Annotated in this window: 15 protein-coding genes and 2 pseudogenes; 8 read left to right on the top strand and 9 right to left on the bottom strand. The window is 69.7% G+C overall.

The window, feature by feature from the left end:
* Positions 1-1,517: 1,517 nt before the first annotated feature.
* The gene (locus OHA88_RS26920) at positions 1,518-1,880 is read right to left on the bottom strand and encodes a hypothetical protein (protein WP_328627386.1); all 363 of its coding nucleotides are present in this window, start codon (positions 1,878-1,880) and stop codon (positions 1,518-1,520) included.
* A 626-nt stretch (positions 1,881-2,506) separates the two neighbouring features.
* Between OHA88_RS26920 and OHA88_RS26915 the strand changes: the two are divergent.
* Positions 2,507-3,700: pseudogene (locus OHA88_RS26915) on the top strand (DUF7933 domain-containing protein); the annotation flags it as partial.
* A gap of 66 nt (positions 3,701-3,766) precedes the next feature.
* Positions 3,767-3,916, top strand: a pseudogene (locus tag OHA88_RS44675) (chaplin); the annotation flags it as partial.
* Between the two features lie 145 nt (positions 3,917-4,061).
* On the opposite strand, the gene OHA88_RS26910 reads toward OHA88_RS44675, so the two are convergent.
* Entirely contained in the window at positions 4,062-4,637 is a 576-nt protein-coding gene (locus OHA88_RS26910; protein WP_328627384.1) for a hypothetical protein, read from the bottom strand.
* A 237-nt stretch (positions 4,638-4,874) separates the two neighbouring features.
* Between OHA88_RS26910 and OHA88_RS26905 the strand changes: the two genes are divergently transcribed.
* Both OHA88_RS26905 and OHA88_RS26900 read left to right on the top strand, forming a co-directional pair.
* Positions 4,875-7,763: an AfsR/SARP family transcriptional regulator gene (locus OHA88_RS26905; protein WP_328627383.1), complete on the top strand. Its 2,889-nt coding sequence runs from the start codon at positions 4,875-4,877 to the stop codon at positions 7,761-7,763.
* A 266-nt stretch (positions 7,764-8,029) separates the two neighbouring features.
* Entirely contained in the window at positions 8,030-9,475 is a 1,446-nt protein-coding gene (locus tag OHA88_RS26900; RefSeq protein WP_328627382.1) for an FG-GAP and VCBS repeat-containing protein, read from the top strand.
* A gap of 10 nt (positions 9,476-9,485) precedes the next feature.
* On the opposite strand, the gene OHA88_RS26895 is transcribed toward OHA88_RS26900, so the two are convergent.
* From OHA88_RS26895 to OHA88_RS26870, 6 genes are all read right to left on the bottom strand, one after another.
* Positions 9,486-10,313, bottom strand: coding sequence for an isocitrate lyase/PEP mutase family protein (locus OHA88_RS26895; protein ID WP_328627381.1), 828 nt, complete (start codon positions 10,311-10,313; stop codon positions 9,486-9,488).
* Positions 10,310-10,855, bottom strand: a complete 546-nt coding sequence (locus OHA88_RS26890) for a hypothetical protein (protein ID WP_443044295.1) — start codon at positions 10,853-10,855, stop codon at positions 10,310-10,312. The genes OHA88_RS26895 and OHA88_RS26890 overlap by 4 nt, the downstream gene beginning before the upstream one ends.
* A gap of 64 nt (positions 10,856-10,919) precedes the next feature.
* The gene (locus OHA88_RS26885) at positions 10,920-11,201 is read right to left on the bottom strand and encodes a hypothetical protein (protein WP_326629503.1); all 282 of its coding nucleotides are present in this window, start codon (positions 11,199-11,201) and stop codon (positions 10,920-10,922) included.
* 66 nt (positions 11,202-11,267) lie between these two features.
* Complete coding sequence (locus tag OHA88_RS26880; protein WP_328627380.1) at positions 11,268-12,221, bottom strand: adhesin; 954 nt, start codon at positions 12,219-12,221, stop codon at positions 11,268-11,270.
* 96 nt (positions 12,222-12,317) lie between these two features.
* On the bottom strand, positions 12,318-14,201 hold the full coding sequence (locus OHA88_RS26875) for an MFS transporter (protein WP_328627379.1): 1,884 nt from the start codon (positions 14,199-14,201) through the stop codon (positions 12,318-12,320).
* 184 nt (positions 14,202-14,385) lie between these two features.
* The gene (locus tag OHA88_RS26870) at positions 14,386-16,860 is read right to left on the bottom strand and encodes a D-alanyl-D-alanine carboxypeptidase (RefSeq protein WP_328627378.1); all 2,475 of its coding nucleotides are present in this window, start codon (positions 16,858-16,860) and stop codon (positions 14,386-14,388) included.
* 194 nt (positions 16,861-17,054) lie between these two features.
* On the opposite strand from OHA88_RS26870, the gene OHA88_RS26865 reads away from it, so the two are divergent.
* The 3 genes from OHA88_RS26865 to OHA88_RS26855 all read left to right on the top strand — a co-directional run bounded on the left by OHA88_RS26865 (position 17,055) and on the right by OHA88_RS26855 (position 19,358).
* The gene (locus OHA88_RS26865; protein WP_267004648.1) at positions 17,055-17,777 is read left to right on the top strand and encodes a GOLPH3/VPS74 family protein; all 723 of its coding nucleotides are present in this window, start codon (positions 17,055-17,057) and stop codon (positions 17,775-17,777) included.
* A 214-nt stretch (positions 17,778-17,991) separates the two neighbouring features.
* Positions 17,992-18,861 (top strand): helix-turn-helix domain-containing protein, encoded by an 870-nt coding sequence (locus OHA88_RS26860; protein ID WP_328627377.1) that lies wholly within the window; start codon positions 17,992-17,994, stop codon positions 18,859-18,861.
* 290 nt (positions 18,862-19,151) lie between these two features.
* Positions 19,152-19,358, top strand: a complete 207-nt coding sequence (locus tag OHA88_RS26855; protein ID WP_078852813.1) for a DUF397 domain-containing protein — start codon at positions 19,152-19,154, stop codon at positions 19,356-19,358.
* Between the two features lie 106 nt (positions 19,359-19,464).
* On the opposite strand, the gene OHA88_RS26850 is transcribed toward OHA88_RS26855, so the two are convergent.
* Positions 19,465-20,304, bottom strand: a complete 840-nt coding sequence (locus OHA88_RS26850) for a hypothetical protein (protein WP_328627376.1) — start codon at positions 20,302-20,304, stop codon at positions 19,465-19,467.
* Positions 20,305-20,383: 79 nt separating this feature from the next.
* Here OHA88_RS26850 and OHA88_RS26845 point away from each other — a divergent pair, with 79 nt between their 5' ends.
* The gene (locus OHA88_RS26845) at positions 20,384-21,166 is read left to right on the top strand and encodes an SDR family oxidoreductase (protein ID WP_328627375.1); all 783 of its coding nucleotides are present in this window, start codon (positions 20,384-20,386) and stop codon (positions 21,164-21,166) included.
* Positions 21,167-21,488 lie beyond the last annotated feature (322 nt).

Genomic DNA, 21,488 nt, shown 5'->3' with positions numbered 1-21,488 from the left:
CCCCCACGGTGTCGAAGGCTTCCAGTTCGGTGCGGTTCTCTCGCGCAAGTTCGCGGTTTCGCCAGGAGTTGAGGCGGCGGTCAGGGTGGCATCAAGACTCCGCCGACCGCGCGGTACCCTCCCGGCGGAGGAGTGCCATGACAGCGTGGATCATGTTGGCCTGCGGATGCTTGATGGCAGCCGCGGGAACGTTGACCTTGAGCGGTTGGAGAGCAGCGCAGTACCGGCATCACCTGATGGCTGGTTGGGGTGCCATCGCGATGGGTGGCGGCCTGGCCTTGAACGGAGTACCAAGGCTGGTCGGATGGTCCTATCAAGTGGCCGCCGGCCTCGCCACCGTCGCCCTGATTCTCGTCGTGCTCGGCGCGGTGCTTCAGGTCCTCGGCAGGCCTGTGAGAGCTCGACGCACTACAAACGGGGATACGGACGCACGTCAAGGGCAGCCCGATTCCTGACAGCAGCGCCTGACACCAACCGGCACGAACGATGCTGGTCAACGCCGAACCTCAGTAGCCCGCCGGCCGAAGTACGGAGCGGGCTGACCGACATCGACAGGCCCCCACGATCGACCTGGTAGGGACGAGGCTCCAATCCCGAGCCCCAACAGGAAGGGGGTCAGTATGCAGACGGTTGTTCTGGGCCCCTGGGCGGACGTGACCATTTACGCATCCGGTGACAGCCTGCCCATCAACCCGGGTCTCGCCATCCCCGACGAGTTGCGGTGCAACGATCGCTTTCGGCCCGCTCTGCTGCATGTGAGAAGAAGTGACTCACTGTTGCCCTATATCGCGGTCTGGCCTGAACTGTCGCAACTGCCCGACGCAGGAAGCGGTGCTGCTCCGTGGACCCGCGAAGAGTTGTTCGGGGTGATGCTCACCGAGTGGGGACGCGGCTGGCGATGCCGAGTATGCGACGGGCGGGTGGACGTACTTCAAGCAGCGACCCTCCCCTTTTTCGGTGACCACCTCCGGCATCATCGGTGGGTAACTCGCTGTCCGCATTGCCGAGCACATGTAGACCGGGCGAGGCTGCATGCGGTGATGATCTGGCCGACGAACGAGAGCACAATCTCGCTCATAGAGCCGCGTGGTCCAACTGCGTGACAACCGCAGCACACCGCGTCGGACGAGCACGGACTCACAGAGACCAACGCACCGGTCAGAAGTGCCTCGTGCCACAACCGCGCCAGATCGGGCGGGGACTCACGGGGAACTGCGGCCGTTGACGGGGGCCACGACCAGCAGACGCCGAAGTCTGCATCCCGCAGGTCAGACCCCAACCCGCCCCACCACGCTCCCAAAGCGGGTGTCGCAGGTTCGAACCCTGCCGGGCGCACAAGCGTGACCAGGGAAAACGCCTCGGACCGGGATGGTCCGGAGCGTTTTGACGGCAATGGCCTCGGGCGACAAGCGGGAGACCGCTACGCGATGCGGGTTGCTGACACCCGAAATCTTCGACATCGAGGGCGGACCCCGCGCGGTCCGTCCTGAAACCACGGGGAGAACCCGGGGCGAGGCTCACACCGGCCGGTCGGGGTCCTTGGCGTTGATGTCGGCGAGCCAGGCGGTGAGGGTCACGCGTTCAACCGCGTCCAGGGCGACGAGGAGAGCCGCGAGCGACTGCCGGTACACGGCGTCCTTGGCGGCCATCCCGGCCGGGGTGACGGTCATGTCCAACTGTTCGCGCAGAACGTCGGCGTGGTCGAAGCGCTCGTCACGTGGAGTGTCGAGCCAGGAACGCCCCTTGAGCACGCCCCACGCGGCGCGGCCCAGCCCCGTCTGCATGTGGTGCACCTCTGCGCGGATCGCGGCGACGTACTCCCGCAGCTCGTTCGTGGTGCCGATCTTCTGGCCTCGTTCGACCCAGCTGTCGTCATCCATGAAGGGCTGAATCCTTTCGATGGGAGTCGAACCCGGAATCCGGCACCGGGCCCTGTGACGAAGCTAGGCGCTGATACCGCCAGGGGCGGTGAGTGACTCCCGAACTCATCGACATTGATCACCGTCGCAGTATGCGAAGTGACTCCCAAAGTCGTCGAACAACGAATCCCGTTCACTCGCACACCGATCCTCTTGCCGGACTGGGCCCCGCGCATCCCGGCCTGCAGTGCGGGCAAACCCAGCCGTCCGCCCCCTCCCGAGTCGGGGGGCGGATTGTCGCCCGGCCGTGGCCGGCCGGGGGCGCATGTCCCGTGGTCCGGGCGACGCCACCACCCAAGCAGCCCGCCTTTCCCTTCCCAAAACCCCACGTGGGCCATACGGCGGTACGCCCCGCTTGCCGGACGGCAATCCGGGCCGCCGCCAGGAGAAAAATCCTATTTATCCCACGGAGAAGGGGAAGGGCCCAAGAAAGGTCCCGCTCGTTGCATTTATGGAATTCCGATATCGCCTCATAGGGTTAATTCTCAGCTCGACCAATGCAGTGAGGAATGCAATCGCCCAGCTCGCCGGCCTTCGGGTTCCGGGGTGCGTGTGCTGAAATTTGAACGCCCTGTATTTCAGCGTGCATGCAAGTGGATTGGACTGTCCATGTCCACCGTTGTTCCCTATGCGCTGTGGTGATTGGAAACGAGGTGGTGGCAATTTCCGCAGTGAAGCTTTCCTGGAGCGCTGCATCGGTGTCTGTGGTGGCTCTCGCGATCGCGAGTGCTCCGCCGGCCGGTCAGGCCCAGGCCGTGGTCACGCCGGCGGGTGTGAACGTCACTCACGCCCCCGGCACTCCGGGGGTCCCGCAGGCTCCGGCCACGGTGTTCCTCGAGGACTTCGAGCAGGCAGGCGAGACCCCGGTCTTCCTGGAGGACTACGTCGGGGCTCCACCGCTGAACGAGACGTACACGGCCGACCCAGCGTGGCTTGACCACGGACAGTGCAACGGCATCATCCTGAGCCGGACCGGTGCTGATCAGCCTGGCTGCCGGTGGGTGCCGCAGCTGAAGGACATGGCCGATGTGCTGGGGCAGATCGGCGGGACGAATCCGCCGGCCAACCACGCAGTATCGGCGTACAGCGACAATGTAGACCCTGGTGCCGACCGGGTGGAATTCCGGACCGAGCAGCCGATCCCGATCGCGAAGCCGAACCGCTACTTCACCTTCGCGGTGGACGTAGCGGCAGATAATTGCAATTACGAGGATTCGCTGCTGAAGTTCTACCTCACTGGCGGCGGTCCGGACATCCCGACCTTCACCACCCCCATCAATCCCTGCACCGACCCCAACTCCCACCCCTACCCGGGAGGAAGAAGTGGGCTCATGGCCGGGTCGTTCGCCAGCGACAGGGCCGTACTTTTCAACGGCACCGAGTTGGGCATCAAGATGGTCAATGGGCAAGGCAGCTGGGGCGGTAATGACCACGCCTTCGACAACATTCGGATCCTGGATGCGACTCCGCAGCTGGACAAGGCGTTCAGTCCCGCCACCATCGACGAGGGTGACACCTCGACGCTCACGATGACGGTGACCAACACCAGTGAACTGGCGGCGAAGAACGACTTCGGCTTCACCGACAGCCTGCCCGACGGCGTGAGCGTGGCCTCGGACGCGAACGCGTCGACGACCTGCGGCGACGGCACCGTCACCGCTGAGCCGGGCGGCTCGTCGGTGGCTCTGGACGGCGGCGACCTGGCCGTCGGCACGGAGTCCTGCACGGTCACGGTGAATGTCACCGCCGACGAGGCGGGAACCTACGTCAACCGCCCTGCCGGGATCACCACGGTCGGCCTGAATCTCCCGGACCCCACGACCCTGACCGTCGAGGCGAAGGACTCAGCCGTGGGCACCGCGACGGGCTCGCCCGGTCTGCTGTCCGGCAACGTCGTACAGGCCCCGGTGGACATCCCCGTCAACGTGTGCGGCAACACGGTGAACGTCATCGGAGTGCTCAATCCTGCGGCGGGCAACACCTGCGTCAACGACTAGCCGGCCAGGTCGCTCACCGAGCCGGAACCCGGCGGACCCCTGCGGCCTCGCGCGGCCGGCCCGGAGTTCTTGGACAGCTCCGCATGCAATGTCCGAGACCCCCGCCACCCCGCGGCCGGGGCCGCGGCCACCAACTCGGCCTCGGTCAGCCCGTTCCTCCGTCAGGGCGTGCTTCGCCGGTGTGCCGGGTCTCGCGGACCAACCGGTACGACTCCCCCGCCAGCCGGATCCGGTCCTCGTCGTCCACGTGGCAGCCGAGGCGTTCCGGAAGACCGCGCAGATACGCGACGGCGGGGCCGGTGAAGCGGACCCTGCCGTTGCCGAGGTGAGTGATGCCTTCGGGCTCGGCGAGCGTGGCGAGCCAGGTGGCGTGGGCCCGGTGCACCTCGGCGGTGTACGTGGCGCCTGAGCCGGCTCGCTGTTCCAGGGCGAACAGGACGTCCCCGTAGCGGGCGTGATCGAGGACGGCGCGCACGGCCTCCTCGACACTCAGCAGTCCGGCGTCCACCTGGTCGTTGGCGAAGACGCGGCCGGGACGGGCTCGGGCGTACGCGAACCAGGTCCCCGCACGGGACGGGATGACGTAGCCGACCGGATAGCCACCGGGGAGCCCGTCGTCCACGCATACGTACACGATTTCCGCGGCATCGCTCCGCTCGCGCGTGAGGAAGAGCCTCCGCTGTTTCAGCAACCTCGTGAGAGACCTGTCGATGACGGTCACGTCCGTGTTCCTTCCTCGGGGGGCGGCGGCCATTTCCCCCGCCAACGGCCGCCGCCCGGCACAGCGCGCCCTCCGGTGCTCCCCTGCGGTTGAACCCCGGGGTTTCGATGGGCACTTGCAAACCATGGCGGCACACGCTGCAATGCGAATGAAATTCTGATGATGCGCGGAGCGGAGCGGAGGCTTCGGGTGGGCGCGGGTTCTTGTCGACGGCTCCGGCTTGCCGTGCTCGGGCCGGTGCGGGCCTGGCGTGGCGGGGCGCAGCTGCCCCTGGGGCCCGTCCGGCGACAGGCCGTGCTGACCGCGCTGGCGTTGCGTCCGGGCTTCCTGGTGAGCCACGAGCAGTTGCTCGACGGGATCTGGGGGGCCGAGCCACCGAAGACCGGCCGCAAGGTGCTGCCCAGCTACATCTACGAGTTGCGGCGGGTGCTCGACGCGGAGGGCACCGGGCCGGCGGATTCGTTGATCCGCGGGGAAGGGGGCGGGTACCGCCTCGTCGCCGACGGTGTCCAGCTCGATGCGGCAGACCTGGCCGAGCACATCGACGGCGCTCGGCGCGCGAAGGCGTCCGGCGATCCGGCCACCGCGGTGGACCGGTTGTCGGCCGCACTCGCCCTGTTCGACGGCGAGCCGCTGGCCGGGCTGCCCGGACCATTCGCCGACGTCGAACGGCAGCGGCTGCTGGAGCGCCTACTCAGGGTTCGAGTGGAACGGCTCGAGTGCCTGGTTCTGCTCGGCCGATACCCCGATGCCCTGGACGGCCTCGCCGCCCTGTCGGCGTCCAGTCCGTACGACGAGTCGCTGGTGGCGTTGCGCATGCGCGCCCTGTACGGCAGCGAACGTCAGGCGGAGGCACTGACCGTCTATCAGGACACGTGCGAGCGGCTGCGCGACGAGCTCGGGGTCGATCCCGGCGATGAGCTCCGTCGCGTACATGAAGCGGTGCTGCGCCGGGACGACGAACGCCTCCTCGGTCCGGCCACGGCGCGCTCCGCCGCTCCTTCCACCCGGCCCCGGCTCCGCCGCACTGTCAATGAACTGCCGGGCGACGCCGGTCGCCTGATCGGGCGGGAGGCCGAGCTGGCGCAGCTGATCGCGCCTTCCGCGCCCGGATCCGTATCGATCGTGACGGTGGACGGTACGGCCGGGGTCGGCAAGACCGCGCTCGTCGTGCGCGCGGCCCGGGAGCTCAGCGCCCATTACCCGGACGGCTGCCTCTTCGTGGACCTGCGCGCGCACAGCAGACAGCGCCGCCAATCGCCGGAGCAGGCTCTGCAGCGACTGCTCCGCTCGCTCGGCGCAGCCAAAGGCGAGTTGCCGAGCGACCTCGAGGAGCTCACCGCCGTCTGGCGTGCGGCAACCAGCCCGCTGCGACTGCTCCTCGTGCTGGACGACGCCTTGGACGCCGACCAGATACGACCGCTGCTGCCGGCCGGAGCGGGAAGCAGGGTGCTGGTGGCCGGCCGACGGCGGCTGGCCGAAGTGGACGCCGACCGACGGGTCACCCTGGAGCCCCTGGACAGCGGGGACGCGGTGTCCCTGCTCGCGCACATCATCGGAGAGGAGCGCGCGGGCCGAGAGCCGGAGGCGACGCAGCAGCTGGTCGGGCTCTGCGACGGGCTGCCGCTGGCACTGCGCATCGCCGGGTCGCGGCTGCAGAACCGCAGCACCTGGACGGTGGGGTACCTGGCGGGCCGTATGGCGGGCGATGAGCACCGGCTCGGCGAACTGAGCGTCGGGGATCGCAGCGTGGAGGCGGCCTTCAGCCTGTCGTACGAACATCTCGCACCCGAGCAGCAGCGCGTCTTCCGCGCCCTGGGCCTGGCGCCGACGGTCGAGTTCGACGTGCTGACGGCGGCGGCCATGCTCCATGGGCCGTCCCACGCCACCGAGCAGATCCTGGAAAGCCTGGTCGACACGAGTCTTCTGCAGCAGCCGCGTCCGGGCCGCTACCGATTGCACGACCTGGTTCGCATGCACGCACGACATCTCGCGGAAGCAGCGCCCGACGAAGCCGCCGCCGCGCGCACAGCCGCGCTCCGCCTTCACCTGGACGCGGCCCGGATCGCCAGTGACTGGGGTTCCCGCGGCTTCCCCACCGGACCTCGGCCCGATGGAGCACCGTTCACGACCTGGCAGGAGGCGGAGGCCTGGCTGGACGCGGCCGGTGGCGAGCTCGCCGACGTCGTCGGACACGCCGCGGCCCTCGGCGAGGCCGACTACGCCTGCTGGATTGCCGAGGCGCTGGTCGACTACTTCGTACGGCAGGGCCGCTACCACGAGTGCCAGACGGCTCTTGAGATCGCGCTCGACCACGTGGACGGGGCCACCGACGAGCGGATGGCCCTCGCACTGCGGAACTGCTTGGGCTACACCGCCGTACACCAACGCAGGTACGCGCAGGCGCGCACCTGCTTCACCGAGGCACTGGACCTCGGCCGGCGCCGCCCCTACCCGTGCGAAGAGGCCCGGACCCACGCCGGGCTGGGTGCTCTCGACCTGAGTGTGGGCGAGGGCGACCGGGCGATTCGCCATGTCACCGCAGCGGTGGACCTGGCCAAGCGACTGCGCAGGGACTGGGTCGCCTCGATGGCACTCGTCATCCTCGGCCTCGCCCACTATTTCGGGAAACGGAACGAGGAGGCGCTGGCCTGCTTCGCCGACGCCTACGCCCATGCCGAGACGGACGGCAGGCCGCGCATGCTCGGCAGACCCTTGAGCTGTGCGGCCGACGTCCACCTCCGCCTCGGCCACTACGGTGAGGCCAAGAGCTCGCTCCGCGAGGCGGTCCACCTGGTCGAGCAGGCCGGGGACATCTTCCTCTGCGCGCGCAGCCTGACCCGGCTGGGCACGGCGGAGCAGGGCGAGGGAAACCTGAGCGCGGCCATGGCCCTCCATCATCAGGCCCTCGTACAGCTCCAGTTGCTGTCCCCGCTCACCGAACCCAGCTACGACTGGCTGGAGATGGACATCCGTAGCCGCCTGGGCCGCGCCTACCTGGCGGCAGGCCGCGTCCGCGAGGCGGGCAAACAGTTCCAGGCCGTGCTCGACGTGCACGGCTCCCGTGCGCACCGCGCCGACCGTGCACGGGCGACCGAGGGGATCGAAGACCGCGAGCCCCGGTAGCGGCTCACGCCACGGACGGACAGTCGCGCCGCGCCGAGGTGGCGGGTTCCGGCCGGCTGAGGGATGCCCGGCTGAGGGATACGTGACGGCACACCTGTCCCGTACAACCCTGGAGGCCCTCCAGCAGTCCTCATCTGCACCGAGCGACGTGAGTGCACGCGCACGCGCCTGAACGCCTGTCCACACGTGCACCGGCGCCGACCGATCAATCGAATTCCGATGCCGTACCACCGGCATCGGGCCTGCCGCAGGAGAAGAAGACCCGCATGCACCAGAGCCTCCGTATCGTCACCGCTACCGCCGCCGCGGCCGCGCTCACCGGCGCGCTGCTCGTCGCCGACGCGGGCAGCGCCTCCGCCGCGCCTTCCGGGCTGCAGGGCGACTTCAACGGCGACGGTTACCGCGACCTCGTCATAGCCGCGCCCATCGGCAAGATCTCGGGCAGGGAAGGGGCCGGTTACGTCACGGTCGTCTACGGCACCAAGAGCGGCCTCGACAAGTCCAAGCACAAGGTCATCAGCCAGGCCACCACGGGCATCCCCGGTACTCCGGAGGCCGGTGACTACATCGGTGACCGGCTCACCACGGGCGACCTCGACGGCGACGGGTACACCGACCTCGTGGTCGGCGTGCACTCCGAGCGGATCGGCTCCACCGACTCGTTCGGTGTCCTCACCGTCATCTGGGGCGGGGCGACCGGCCTCACGACCGGCACCGACATCGCGTCCCCGCTGCCCAAGTACCGGAACGAACTCGGCTGGGCCCTGGCGGCCGGCGACTTCGACGGCGACGGACACACCGACCTCGCCGCCGGCAACAACTCCACCCCGAGCCTGAACATCTTCAAGGGCCCCATCTCCCGTACCGGCAATGCCGCTGCCCTCGTCGGCATCGACACCACCGCCGCCACCGGCATCTACCCGGACAAGCTCGTCGCCGGCAACGTCAACGGGGACGGTGCGGCCGACCTCCTCGTCATGGGCCAGCAGGAGAGCGGCAACGTGTACGCCACCCGCAGCGTCCTCTACAAGGGCAGCTCCACCGGCCTCAAGGCGTCGAGCAAGCTCGCGGGCGGCTACGCGGCGGCCATCGCCGACGTCGACAAGGACGGTTACGGGGACATCATCACCGGCAACTTCATGGAGAAGTCCGCCGAGGAGCCGAACGGCGGTCCGGGCGGTGCGGTCACCGTGACGTACGGAAGCGCCTCCGGACTGTCCACCCGGACCCCTGTCCGGATCACCCAGGACACCGCCTCGGTCCCGGGCACCGCCGAGAAGAACGACCGCTTCGGGTGGAGCGTGTCCGCGGGTGACACCAACGGCGACGGGTACGCCGATGTCGCCGTCGGCGCCTCGGGCGAAGCCCTCGGATCCAAGCAGTCGGCCGGCTCGGTCACCGTGCTGCGCGGCTCGGCCAAGGGACTGACCGGCACCGGCTCGAAGAGCTTCTCCCAGGACACGGCGGGGGTCCCGGGCGCCGCCGAGGCCCGTGACGAGTTCGGCGGCTCCGTATGGGTCACGGACAGCAACAACGACGGCCGCGCGGAACTGGTGGCCGGTGCTTCCGCTGAGAACAACGGCGTCGGTTCGGTCTGGCTGTTCAAGACGGGGACCAGCGGCATCACGGCGACCGGATCGACGGCCTTCGGCCCGGGATCGGTCGGCGGGCCTGCCGGGATCTCCTACTTCGGCGACGTTTTCGCCAACTGATCGCCCGGGCTCAGCGCGAGCCCGGGCCCGGGTCGTGCCCACGTACGCTCAGGTTCTGCACCTGGGCGTACGTCGGTACGTCCCCGTCCACCAGCCGGCCCGACCGGATGTTCGCCGCCACGGCCATCGCCTCCCCCAGCGCCGCCCGGTACAGCAGCGAGCCGAGACTCACCCTGCGCACCCCCAGTTCGCCGAGCTGGGCGACCGTGGGCCCGGACGGGGAGTAGAGGATGTTGAGGGGCGCCTCCAGGCTCTTCACCAGGGCGGCGATCGCGGTGGGGTCGGTCAGGCCGGGGACGAACACGCCATCCGCGCCCGCCTGTTGATACGCATCGAGCCGGCCCGTCGTTCCGGCCACCGCTGCCTCCCGGCCGCCGAGCCAGTGCGTGTCGGTGCGGGCGTTCACGAAGAGATGCGGGACGGCGGCCTTCACCGCCGCGATCTTCGCCGCGTGCAGCTCCACCGGGGTGAGGGTGCCGTCGCCTCTGCCGTCCTCCAGGTTGATACCGACCGCTCCTGCCGCCGCCAGCTCACGGGCCAGCTCGGCCACCTCGGCCGGGTCGTCGCTGAACCCGCCTTCGGCGTCCACCGAGAGCAGGTACGGCCCGGCGCCCAGTCGCCGGGCCAGAAGCACGGTCTCCGGGCGGGTCGCTCCCGTACCGTCGGGCAGTCCGGCCGCCGCGGCCACCGCGAGGCTTGTGGTGCCGACGGCGGGGAAGCCCTGCTCGCACAGGGCCGTCGCCGAGGCGTGGTCCCAGGCGTTGGGGAGCAGCAACGGTGACGCGGTCGTCGCACGGTGCAGGGAAGTGAACGCCGTGAAGGCGGCGTGGTCGGTCATGGTGTCGGGGTCCGTTCGGCGCGCTCGGGCATGCGGTCGGGTGTGAGGTCTCCTACGGCCTCCGCGTAATAGGTCGACTCCGCCATGTGGAAGGCGAGTTGGCGGAACGTCCAGCCGACACCGGGAGAACGGTCCAGCTGCTCGGGCGTCAGCGCGTCGAGGCGGTTCACCCAGATCCTGGCCAGTCGGGTCAGCCGGCTGCGGGCCTCGTCGAGATCGGCCCCGGTGAACGGGGCGAGGTCCGCCTCGGTGGTGGCCGCCGAGGCGTGCCAGTGGTCCGGCTGCGTCTCCTCCCCCACCAGCCGCGCCTCCATCTCGGCAAGGTGGTCGACCAGATGGTCGGCGACGCGGCGGATCGCCTTGTGCGGGGTGTGGACGCGGTCGTCGGCGGGGATGGGGCGCCCGTCCCAGGCCGTCCAGGTCGCGGCGAGGGCCAGCACGTGGTCGACCATGTCCGCGACGACCCCGGCGGGGTCGCGGTCGTCGGTCGCCGGGGTGGAGTCGGGTGCGGTGCCGGAGGTGGAGCCGGTCGTCGTCGTCATGGTCCGACGCTAGAGGCAGGACTCTTCGGTGGTCGCCGAACCGTGCCGCGATGCGCTGTGCCCCTCAGGACGACGTGACGCCCCTCGGTCTCGGCCGACGGCCCGGGGCGGCGCAGCTCGGGCACCAGTAGCCCTCCTGCTGGACGTACTTCCAGCCGAGCTCCTCGATGTACGGGGAGGCAGTGGTCGCGCTGTGGAGGACGTGGCCGAACAGGTCGGACTCGATGTCCGGCGGCGGGTCCGCGATGACCATGTCGAACACGGTCCGCGCCTGGCAACCCCGGCGATCGCACAAAAGGTGGAACCGTACAGGGCCGGGCGGCTCTCCGTCGGTGGTCAGGCTCATGCGTCCACTATGGCTCCCGAGTCGGATGGATGCCTGCCGTTCCGCTCGACACCTCGGCAGTCGGCCTCAGCGGCAGTTCACCCTCAACTGCGCCGCGGCGTGATGCGCGCCCACCAGTTCCGCGTCGCCCCAGTCGCGCCCCCGGTCGATCAGCTGCACCGCGAACGTGTTGCCCTTGACCGGGTAACTGCTCACATCGACGGGGGTGCCGCGGTGCACGGTCTGGCGTACGGCGAAGCCCGTGTACGCGGAGTCCGCGTCGTCCGGATTCGAGAGCACCCGGTACACGGTGGGGTTCCCCGCCACATCGCGGTCGCGGCCACTGTCCGGCACGAAGACGGTCAGCGCGCACTCGCGGTAGCCGCCGCCCAGGTGCCAGGACCAGGTGGCGGTGTTGCCCCGGTCCTGGGTCGTGCTGCCCGACATCGGCACGGCACTGAACCGCCCGTCGCACGTACTGCCCCGGTAGCCGCCGGAGTCGACCGTGTACCAGCCGTCGTCACCGTCCTCGAACCGGCCGTGCTCGTGGTACTCGCCCGTCGAGCAGCCCGGCCCGGCCCAGGCGGTGTACGTGTAACCACCCTTGCCCGATGGGAATTCGGAGGTACGGGACGGGCTGGGTACCGGGTGCCGAGGCGACGGTGGTGACGACGAATTCGAGGAGGCGGGCGCCGGGTCCGGACTCTCCGTTCCGGACGGGCCGATCCGGGTCGGGGCGCCGCCCCCGATGCCGTCCGGCGGGACACCCACGCGCCCCACCGCTCCCGTACGGCGGCCGCTGTCGTCGCCGCCCGAAGCGAGCAGCGAGGCGCCGGTGACCAGCGAGCCGGCCACCACCACGACTCCGGCCACCAGCAGGGCCTTTCTGCTCCGTGGCAGCGTGGAGACCCGGCCCGCGAACGTCTCACGGGCGATCCAGGAACCGTCCCCGCCGACCGTGCGGGCCACCGATCCGCAGTCCGGACAGACCAATCCCGGCAGCACACCTCGCTGTTCACTGCCGCACCGTTGGCACCTCATGGCAGCACACCATGCCAGGGCTACGCCCCCGGAGGGAGAGACCCTGCACGATTTGCTCGCTCTCTCCTTGTCCGCGGCTCCCTGTCGGCGCCCTCCTCAGCGCAGCTCCTCCGGGCACGGTGTACCGGGTGACAGCTGGTACGGGGCCGCCAGCCGGTACACCCCGGGGCGCGGCGCGAGCAGTTCCGTCCACTCGTCGCCGTCCTCGTCCTCGTCCACCTTGAGCAGGCAACCGTTCGTGTTGACGAAGGTCCGCGGGCTGTCCTGGTCCGCGCGCCGCTTGGACTCCTCGGTCTCCTGCGGCCGCTCCACGCTCTTGCCGTCGCCGTCGACCAGGGCGAGCCAGCGCGAGTACGGGATCCGGATCAGCACCCGGCCCGCCCGCTTCACATGGATGGTCAGCTCACCCGCACCGGCCCGGTCCACCGTCGCCGGCGGGTCGGCCAGCGGCACCGGGCTGTCGACCGCGAAGAGCTGCCAGTTGGAGTCGGACCAGATGGCCTTCAGATACGGCTGGCCCTTCTGGACCAGCGCCGCCTCCTGTACCGCGCCGGTGGAGTCCGGCTCCCCCTTGGGCAGCACCACGTAGTGCACCGCCCAGCGGTCGAGCCACTGGCGGTAGTTCACGGGGTCCAGCGTGTCGTCGTAGAAGAGCGGGTTGCGCTCCATGTCGGCCTGCCGGTTCCAGCCGCGGGCCAGATTGACGTACGGGGCGAGCGCGGACGCCTCGCGGTGGCTGCTGGCGGGCACCACCTCGACCCTGCCGCGTTCCGCGCCGACCTCCTGGAGCTCGTTGACCAGCGGGGCCAGTTCTCGCGTCCAGGAGGCGGCGGGGGCGGTACGGACGATGTCGTCGACGCCCTTGACGCCGATCCAGATGTTCATGCCGGCGAATGCCAGGATCAGTGCGTACCAGCGCCGCGAACGCGGCACGGTGTACGGCAGCGCGGCGAGCAGCACCACTCCGGCGAACAGCATCGCCATCCGAGTGACGTTCGAGCCGATCTGCGAGTCGACCACATAGGTCAGCAGCGTCCCGGCCCCGTAGACGGCGGCAGCGGTGCGGACCGTGCGCCACTCGTTCGGCACGAGGACGAGGACGAGAACGGCGAAGACGAACGGCAGGGACAGCGTCGCGAGCGACATCGGCTGCGTACCGGAGAACGGGAACAGCCACGCCGACAGCGCGACGACGACGACCGGCGCCAGGCCCAGCGCGTACGCGCCGGGGCGCCGCTTGTTCAGGAACAGCGCGGCGGCCACCACACCGAGGAACAGCCCCGCGACGGGGCTGCCCGCCGTGGCCAGCCCGGCGAGCGGCGCGGCGACGGCCGCCTTCGCCCAGCGCTTGTGGCGCCACCGGTACGGCCAGCAGAACACCGCGGCCACCGCGCCCAGCGCGAACATCATTCCGAGCCCGAACGTCACCCGCCCGGACAGCGCGTTGCACAGATACGCGAACACTCCGGCGAGCGAGCAGGCGAGCGGGTTGCGTACGGCCCGGACCCGCACCACGATCAACGCGGTAAGTCCCGCCGACACCGTCCCGGCGATCATCATCGTCGTACGGACGCCGAGCACGGACATCAGATACGGCGAGACCACGCTGTACGAGACGGGGTGCATGCCCCCGTACCAGGCGAGGTTGTACGCGGTACCGGGATGCCGGCCGACGAACTCGGCCCAGGCGTCCTGGGCCGCGAGGTCGCCGCCACTGTTCGCGAAGAACAAGAACCAGAGGATGTGGGTAACCGCGGCGGCCGCCGTCGCAACGGTGACGGGGTGGCGCAGCAGCTGCCGGGCGCGGCCCTGCCGACTGCGGGTCGGCGCAGGCGGCTTCGGCGCCGCGGCCCGCGGTTCCGGGGTACGCGGGGCGGGCAGCCGGACATTCATGCTGCCACCACTGCCGCTCGTCACGTCGCCTCGCACATCGCTGTTCCCGGCCGCCTCACGGCCGGGTCTCGGCTCCGCGGTGGTCACTACGGCTTCTCCCCGTCTCCGCCGGCCCCGTTCCCCGTCTCCGTACCACCTGTGAGGACGCCGTCCGGCGCTCCCCGGTTGTCCGGGGACGCTAACACGTACGCAAAGGGGAAGGCGGTGCCGGTACGGCACCGAAAAAAGGGGGAGGGGATGCCGCGGAACGGCACCCCCTCCCCCGTCCGCGTCAGCTGATTCGGGTCAGCTTCTCGCCGAAGGACGGGTCCGTCAGATCGCTCTGCAGCGCCACCGCCACCTTCACCTGACTGGAGCCCTCGCCGACGGTGAGCGTGCCGACGTGGGTTCCGGCGGCCGCCGAGTGCGGGAGCATCTTCCCGTCGTCGGTCAGTTCGAGCTTGACCGTCAGACCGGGCCAGCCGACCGCCGCCACGTCCTCGGTCGCGACGACCGGGGTGGTACCGCCGAACCCGTCGTCGACCGCGCCGACGACATCGCCCTTCTTGACCACCTTCCCGCTCTTCAGCAGGTCCTCGGTCGCGACCATCACGTCCTTGCTGACCGCGTTGACCGTGTCGATGATGGGCGCCTTGTGCTGGCCCAGCACCGCGCCGACGATCAGCTGGTCGGTGTCGCCGACCATCTTGTGCGCGGCGAAGAGCAGGTTGCCGCCCGCCTTGCTCGTGGAGCCGGTCTTGATGCCGAGGGCGCCGTTGTACGGAACGAGGGTGTTGTAGTTCCGCCAGTTCTTGCCCGACGGGTCGGTCCACGACGGCAGCTTGGTGATCGCCATCAGCGCCGGGATCTCCACCAGCTTCTGGCCGAGCTTCACCTGGTCCTCGGCCGAACTCACCGTGGTCGCGGTGAGTCCGGACGGGTCGGTGTACGTGGTGTTCTTCATGCCGAGCGACTTGGCGGTGTCGTTCATCTTCTTGACGAACGCCTTCTCGGAACCCGCGTCCCAACGCGCCAGCAGCCGCGCGATGTTGTTCGCGGACGGGATCATTATGGCCGAGAGGGCCTCCTGCTCGGTGAGCTTGTCCCCCGCCTTCACGGTGTTGAGCGTCGACTCGCCCGCGGCGTCCAGCTTGCCGTCCGACTCCCCCTTGGCGTCGACCGTGATGGACGGACCGGCCTGGCCCTTCTTCAGCGGGTGGTCCTTGAGCACGACGTACGCGGTCATCGCCTTGGCCACACTGCCGATCGGCACAGCCTTCTGCTCGCCGAACGAGTCCACCGTGCCGAGGCCGGTCGCCGCCATGTAGCCCTGGCCCTCGTTCGGCCACGGCAGTGACGGCTTGCCGCCTTCGAAGGTGTACGTCGGCTGCGCCGTCAGCCGGAGCTCGGGCGTCGGCAGCGGGCGCGCCGCCTGCACGATCGCAAAGACGATCAGCAGGAGGAGCACGAGCGGGGTCCAGATCTTGACCCGGCGCACGGCCGTACGGACGGGCGTCTCCGGCGGCGGAGGCGTGTTCGTCAGCTCGGCCAGCAGGTCGAGCGGCGGCCGGGGCGGCATCGGCTGCTGCCGGGTCCGCTCGGCGCCGCTGAGCGAGGGGGCGGCGGCCGGCACGGGTGCGGCTGCGGGTGTCTCGGGCTTGCGGACGGCGGGGGCGGGCCGCGCTTCGTCACGGCGCAGCGGCACGAACTGGCTGGTGCGCTCGGCGGCACTCCCGGGCTCGGCCTCCGGCTTCTGCTGAGGCTTCTGCCCCGGCTTCGACGCGGGCGGGGTGATCTTCAGCGCGGTCGTCGGCTGGTCGACCCGGTCCGGCCGGACCGTCCTGAAGACAGCCGTGGGCTGATCGACTGTGCGCCTTTCCTCGGCGGGCCCGGCAGACTCGGCGGGCTCGGACGTCTCGGCGGCATCGGCCGCCTTGACGCTCTCCGCGCCCTCGGGGGCACCGGGGACCCGGGCCTCGTCGGCAGCGCCGTCGGATTCCTCGGCCTCGTCCGCGTTCTCGCCCGGACCCTCGTCCGCTGCTTCGGCGTCGTCGGACGCCGAAGGCTTCCCGGCACCCTCAGCACGCGCCTCGTCGGCGTCGTCCTCGTCCTCGGCGCCGGCATCGGCTGCGCCCGACGCGACCGGCTCGTCCTGCGCGTCCCCGGTCGCGCCGACCGACGTCGTCCCGCTGTCACCCGCCTCGTCGACGGGCTCGGGGGTGTCGCTCCCCGTGACGTCGTCACTCTCGGTGACCGCGACCGTGTCGGACTTCTCGCCCTTCTCGTCCTGCTCGGCCGTCTTCGCGCCGGCGGTGCCCTTCCCCACCCACGCGGCGACCGCGGCACGCAACCGCGCGTCGCTCTCCTCGGGTGCGGTCCCGGTTCCCGCCCCGTCGGCCGACCCGGCCGTCTCCGCGGCCCGGGCGCCCTCCTCGGACTCCTCCGGCTCCTCCGGCGCGGAGGCCGTCTCCGGGGCCTCAGGGGCCTTCTCGGTCCTCTCGGGACCGCGGGAGCCGTTCCTCGAACCGTCGAGGCTCCTGCCGAGGCCGTCGCGAGAGTCCTGTCCCTCGTCCTCACCGGCCTCCGCAGGCTTCGTACGGAACACCGCCGTTGCCGTATCCGGATTGCCGCCGGTTCCCGTCGCGGTTCCGGCATCCGCCGCCGCGGCTGCCGCTTCACGGAAGACGGTCAGCCGCGGATCGCGTTCGCTCCGAGCCGCGCCCGACGACTTCTGCTGCTCCGACCTGTCGGGGGACTCGCCCGCCACCGATGCCTCCTCCATGCGCCGCGGGGACGCCCCCGCACTGTCCGAACCAGCTACCAGTGTCCTGTGTGAACCCTCGGCCGGGCTGCTAGACGAGAACGACATACCTACTGGTTCCCGTACGAAGTACCCAGGCGCTCTCGACAGACCAATGTGAGAGGGGTCACCCTGTCATTCATCCACGCGGGGAGGCATGGATGGGCAGGAGCCGCAGAACAATTCCGGAGGAGCTTCTGCTGCTCGCTCTGGACCCGACCACGGGTACCACAGCGCAGCCGCAGTCGCTCGACCTCGGCCTCGCCGGAGCTCAGCTAGTGGAGCTGGCTCTGGCAGGACGGATAGCCCCTGACGGGGATCGTATCGCCGTGGTGATGCCACGGCCGACAGGAGATCCGACACTGGACTCCGCACTGGAACTGCTGCGCCGACGCGGCAGCCCGGTCCGGGCCGTCCACTGGATTGGCGGGCCCCGGCTGGGGTTGCGTCAGACCTATCTCTCGCATCTGGAGCGTTGCGGCATGGTGCATGCCGTGGCGGGACAGATGTGCGGGGTGCTGCCGACGACTCGCTACCAGGCGACGGACACGGCAATCAGCCGGGAGATCAGATCCCGGCTGGACAGTGCGATCCGCACCGGCGTACCGCCGGACCCGCGGACCGCGGCGCTCGCCGCACTGGCCCACGCGGTCGGACTCGGCAAGCACCTCTACCCCGGGAACGAGGGGCGCTCATCGCGCTCCCGGCTCCGGGATCTGATCAGACACGACCCGATGGGCGGCCTCGTGGCGCACGCCGTGATGGACGTCCAGAACGGGGCGGTCGCACAGCCGCGCCGCAACCAGGTGGCGGGAGCGCCGTTGCAACCGCAAGTGCAGTCGCAGTCACGCCGCGACAGCATGGTGCACACCGCGGCCCACTAGGGCAGCGGACCGCACCGCACCGACGGGACAACCGAATACCGCCGCGCCGACGTCCCCAAGACCCGGTTCGGGAGCCGCACCACGCGCGGGGCAGCCGGTCCACCGGCTGCCCCGCGCGCCTGCGTGTGGCCATTTCCCAGCGCGACCCGACCCATGGGTGGCAATCTGCTGAGCAGTAGATACGCACAGCTACACAGCCGGAGGTGCCGTTTCCGTGCCGACCAACGTCAATCCCACCGTCAGGCGACGCCGGTTGGGTCAGGAATTGCGCCGCCTGCGCGAACTCAAGGGCATGACGGCCGAGGAGGTGGCGGAGCGGCTGCTGGTCTCGCAGTCGAAGATCAGCCGCCTGGAGAACGGCCGTCGGTCCATCAGTCAGCGCGACGTCCGCGATCTCTGCGGGGTGTACGAGGTCGAGGACCACCGGATCGTCGACTCGCTCATGCAGATGGCCAAGGACTCCCGCCAGCAGGGCTGGTGGCACGCCTTCGGCGACATCCCGTACAGCGTCTACATCGGCCTGGAGACCGATGCCGAGTCGCTGCGGGTGTACGAACCCCAGGTCGTCCCGGGCCTGTTGCAGACCCGGAGCTACGCCGAGGCGCTGATCAACGGCGCGCTTCCGGAGGCGCCGCCGAACGACATCGACAAGCGCGTGAGCGTCCGGGCGCGGCGCCAGGACCGGATCACCGACCAGGAGCACCCGCTGCGGCTCTGGGCGGTCATCGACGAGGCCGCGCTGAGCCGGCAGGTCGGTGGACGGCAGGTGATGATCGAGCAGCTGGAGCAGCTCGTCGATCTGTCGCACCTGCCGCATGTGACCGTGCAGGTGCTGCCTTTCGAGATGGGTGCGCATCCGGGCATCAACGGGCAGTACGCCATTCTGGAATTCCCGGACGCCGCGGACTCCAGCGTGGTCTATATCGAGGGTGTCACCAGCGATCTCTATCTGGAGAAAGCGAATGATGTGCAGCGATACAGCGTCATGTACGAGCACTTGCGTGCGCAGGCGCTGAATGTGGAGCAGACCCGGCACTTCATCGCCGACATCGCAAAGAAGTACGCCCGGTTGAGCACCGACTGAGCGGTGGCCGAACGCAGGACGAACACCGGCCGAATGCCGGCCGAACAGCAGCCGGCGGCAGCTCGGAGCCGGTATTCCGCAAAGTCCGTTATGCGGGAAAAGGAGTGATGTTACGGGTGGGGCGACGGCACGGTACACCGTCGCCACCTCAAAGTGGAAGGCCCGAATGGAATATGCCATCCGGTCGAGTGAACGGCCCCTTCACGCAACGATGTTGGCGAGTAGCGTCGATCACGCCAACAGGTTTTGCGGTTGGCACCTCTCACACAACTCTCTGAACCGGAGTGAACATGGCCATTCGTCAGGGTGCTACGGACAATTGGACGAAGTCGTCGTATTCCGGGGGCAACGGCGCTTGCGTCGAGGTCAAGTCCCCTCTCGCCCAGGCGATCGCGGTGCGTGACTCGAAGGCCCCCGAGGGCCCCTCGATCACCTTCGTGCCCGGTGCGTGGAACGCCTTCGTCTCCGACATCGCCAAGGGCTCCGTCGACGCCTGACCGATGCCCTTCCACAGACCGGGGTGCGGCACCGATACCGGTGCCGCCGGAAGCCCTCTCGACTGGTCCGCCGTCCCGGCCGAGGGGGCTCCTCCAGCAGATCCGGTCAACGCAGTTGATCCACATACCGGTCGGTGCCGGGCACGGTCGGAATGAACGGCGCCACCAGCTCGACCCGGCCCAGGCCGGATTCCGCGACCGCCGCGTCGAGCCCGGTGAAATGCTCCGCCCAGCAGTCCCGTGGGTCCTCCTGGAGGAACCAGAGCAGGGTCAGCCGGGTGTCGACGCCCTCGACCTGCTTCACATAGGTCATCCGGTCGCCCGGCAGCGGCGTCGGGCGGAAGACGGTCACCATCGCCGCCGGCGAGCCGCTGAGCCGCTTCGGCAGATGCCGGGAGCGCAGCCACTCCAGCATCTCGGCCCGCTGCCCGGCGCCTTCGGCGTCGATCACCTGGAGCACCAGTCCGCGGTACGGGTGGTCGAGTGCGTGATAGTCCCTGGGGCCCGCGGCGCCGTCCCGGTAGACCGTCACCTCGTGGTCCTGGAACGCGGTGAACACATGGGTGCGGTCCTGGTAGACCCGGCCGTCCCGGTTCAGCCGCTTGTTGATCCCGACGGTCCACTTCATGTGATCGTCGTAGCGCCCGTCCGTCACCCAGTACGTGGACAGGTAGCACCCGGCGCCGACCGGCTGCGCGACCGCGGACTTCTCCGGGTAGCGCAGCTCCTGGAGCTCCCGGGTGGCCACCCAGCGCCGCCCGGCGAACATCCAGGGCATCGCCATCGCGCCCGCGTAGTAGTGATCGTCTTCGTACCAGCGGTTGTACGCGTACTCATGACCCGGGTGCGGTTCCACCATGGTGATCAGCGCGTGGCCGGGATGGACTCCGTACGGCCCCAGCGCGGCCAGTTCGGCGTACGTGTCGCTGCGTGTCTCGTCGCTCATGCCATTCCCCTTCCGCACTCCGCCGCAGCGTCCTACTCTGACGCCCCGTCAGGAAAACTGCCAGGGCCGGGAGGCACCGATGTTGCTCGCGGGGAAGACCGTCGTGGTGTCCGGGGTCGGGGCCGGACTGGGGCACCGGATAGCGGAGACGGTGGTACGGGACGGCGGCCGTGCGGTCCTCGGGGCGCGCACCGCGGAGCGGCTCGCCAAGTCGGCCGCCGAGATCGATCCCGAGGGCCGACACACCGCCCATCTGGCCACCGACATCACCGACGAGGCGCAGTGCGAGGCACTCGCCGCGCTGGCGTTGGAGCGGTTCGGGCGGATCGACGCGGTGGTCCATGTCGCCGCCTGGGACAGCTACTTCGGCGGCGTCGAGGACGCCGACCTCGCCACCTGGCAGTCGGTGATCGACGTCAATCTGCTCGGAACACTGCGGATGACGCGCGCCTGCCTGCCCGGCCTCAAGGAACGGGGAGGCTCCGTGGTCGTCATCGGTACGCAGTCGTCGGTCGCCGCACCGTCCCAGGTGCGGCAGGCGGCGTACGCGGCGTCGAAGGGCGCGCTCACCTCGGCGATGTACTCCATGGCGCGGGAGTTCGGCCCGCACCGGATCCGGGTCAACACGGTGCTGCCCGGCTGGATGTGGGGCCCGCCGGTGCAGGCGTACGTCCGGTTCACCGCGCACTCCGAGGGCGTACCGGAGGCCGACGTGCTCGGCAGGCTCGCCGAACGGATGGCACTGCCCGAGCTGGCCACGGACGGTGACGTGGCGGAGGCCGCGGTGTTCCTGGCCTCCGACCGTGCCCGGTCGATCACCGGGCAGTCCCTGCTGGTCAACGCCGGCGAGCTGATGCGCTGATCCACTGTCGTTAAGGGCAGTTCTCCTCCTTCTCGGCCGCACGGGACCCGCATCCCGTGCGGTCTTTCTGCGCTCTCCGGTGCTCGTGATTGCTCTGCACAGCCTGACGAAGTGCCCGCTCATCGTGTGGCCGCCGTCACGTTCACGACAACGCCTCCGTGCGTCAAGAACAAGTAAAATCGTTCGACTTGCTGATTGGCGTTCACATCCCTGATCGCGAAAAACCTTGACCGAGGTACCGAACAAGCGGTTCAATCCCCGATGTCCCCGCTCCCGCACGGGGCCCCGCTGGGCGGCCGTACTGACGAAGTGCGTAACCCCG

The organism is Streptomyces sp. NBC_00353, from assembly GCF_036108815.1.
Lineage (GTDB): Bacteria > Actinomycetota > Actinomycetes > Streptomycetales > Streptomycetaceae > Streptomyces.
The sequence above is the reverse complement of the archived record's forward strand: the minus strand, read 5'-3'. Positions and strand labels throughout refer to the sequence as shown.